2 protein-coding genes and 1 pseudogene are annotated in these 1,965 nt (G+C 37.1%); all 3 read left to right on the top strand.

The features are described 5' to 3' along the window. The coding region (locus HG1285_RS19200) for a F0F1 ATP synthase subunit gamma (protein WP_008288864.1) at positions 1 to 121 on the top strand (121 nt) is incomplete at its 5' end. 25 nt (positions 122 to 146) lie between these two features. After that, positions 147 to 1,580, top strand: a complete 1,434-nt coding sequence (gene atpD, locus HG1285_RS03460; RefSeq protein ID WP_008288863.1) for a F0F1 ATP synthase subunit beta — start codon at positions 147 to 149, stop codon at positions 1,578 to 1,580. 152 nt (positions 1,581 to 1,732) lie between these two features. Further along, a pseudogene (locus tag HG1285_RS03465) lies at positions 1,733 to 1,965 on the top strand (hypothetical protein); the annotation flags it as partial.

The following is a 1,965-nucleotide window of genomic DNA, read 5'->3' as shown; positions in this document are numbered from 1 at the left end:
CGCAACCAGAAATGCCGGAGAAGCAATCAAAAAATGGACAATTATATTTAACAAAGCAAGACAGGAAGCAATTACTACAGAACTTATTGATATTATTAATGCTTCTAATGCAATTCAGTAAAAAGAAATATAGGAGGATATAAAGAATGGCAGATAACAAGGGTAAAATTGTTCAGGTCGTAGGACCTGTAGTAGACGTTGAATTTGAAACAGAAGAACTTCCAGAAATAAGATGGGCATTAAAAACAACAAGAATAGCAATTGATGACAGGGGAAACGAAACAACAGAAGACCTTTATCTTGAAGTTGCACAGCACCTTGGAGAAAAAAGGGTAAGAACTATTGCTTATGGTCCAACAGATGGTCTTGTTAGAGGACAAGAAGTTGAAAGTATAGGTGGACCACTTCAAATACCGGTAGGCAAAGCAGTTCTTGGAAGAATATTCAACGTTGTTGGACAACCAATTGACGATGCCGGACCTGTTGAGGCTGAGGAAAAATGGCCAATATTCAGACCTGCACCATCATTTGAAGAGCAGTCAACAAAAGTAGAAATATTTGAAACAGGTATTAAAGTTATTGACCTTCTTGTTCCATTCATCAAGGGTGGAAAAGTTGGTCTATTCGGTGGTGCTGGAGTTGGAAAAACAGTTCTTATGCAGGAGCTTATCCACAACATAGCTAAGTTCCACTCTGGATACTCTGTTGTTGTTGGTGTTGGTGAAAGAACAAGGGAAGGAAATGACCTTTGGATGGAAATGAAAGAATCTGGAGTTCTTCCATATACAGCTATGGTTTACGGACAGATGAATGAGCCTCCAGGGGTTAGATTTAGAGTTGCCCAAACAGGTCTGACAATGGCTGAATACTTTAGAGATGTTGAAAAGCAAGACGTTCTTATTTTCATAGATAATATCTTCAGATTTGTTCAGGCAGGTGCTGAAGTTTCAACACTTCTTGGAAGACTTCCATCTGCTGTTGGTTATCAGCCAACATTGGGAACTGACGTTGGTGAAGTTCAGGAAAGAATTGCTTCAACAGTTAATGGTTCTATTACATCTATTCAGGCTGTTTATGTTCCGGCTGACGATATTACAGACCCAGCGCCAGCATCTATTTTCGCACACTTAGACGCTACAATTGTTCTCCAAAGGAGACTTGCAGAGCTGGGTATTTATCCAGCTATTGACCCATTAGAGTCTACATCTAAAGCCCTTGCTCCTGAGTATGTAGGAGAAGAACATTACTACGTTGCAAGGGAAGTTCAAAGAATTCTCCAAAGATACAAAGAACTGCAAGAAATTATCGCAATTCTTGGTATGGAAGAACTTTCTGAGGAAGACAAGGCACTGGTTGGTAGAGCAAGAAGACTTCAAAGGTTCCTTGCTCAGAAATTCCACGTTGCTGAGCAGTTCACAGGACAACCCGGTGATTACGTAAAAAGAGAAGATACAATCAGATCATTCAAAGAAGTTGTTGAAGGTAAATGGGATCATCTTCCAGAACAGGCATTCTACATGGTGGCTGACATAGAAGACGCCAAAAGAAAAGCAGAAGAAATTATGGCAAAACAAGGATAATTAATCTACAAAGCGGGTTGACAGCCCGCTTTTTTAATTTTTTCATAATATTCCAAGTTATTCATATTTCAATTAGATTAATAAACACTCTTTACCATTAGTAAAAACCTGTTTTATTATTAATAATTAAAAACATATTTGCAGGGTATCGTATGGATTTTAGTATATTAGAGCCTCATATAGAAGACGTTTTTAAAAAATTTTATGATGAAATACTATCGGACCAGTATTTAAGAACATTTTTTAAATCAGAGGAACAAATTAAAGAACTTATTAAGAAACGAGTAAAAAATCTCCAGGAAACATTTAAAGAAACAGACAAAGAAATTGAGCTTAGATATTACCATTTGGGTAATCTTCATTATGATTTAAAAATTCCATTTGT

Source organism: Hydrogenivirga sp. 128-5-R1-1, from assembly GCF_000171895.1.
The sequence above is the reverse complement of the archived record's forward strand: the minus strand, read 5'-3'. Positions and strand labels throughout refer to the sequence as shown.

Bases quoted from the DNA above. Each gene is read 5' to 3' on its own strand.
- atpD (WP_008288863.1), top strand. From the start codon at position 147: ATGGCAGATAACAAGGGTAAAATTGTTCAGGTCGTAGGACCTGTAGTA.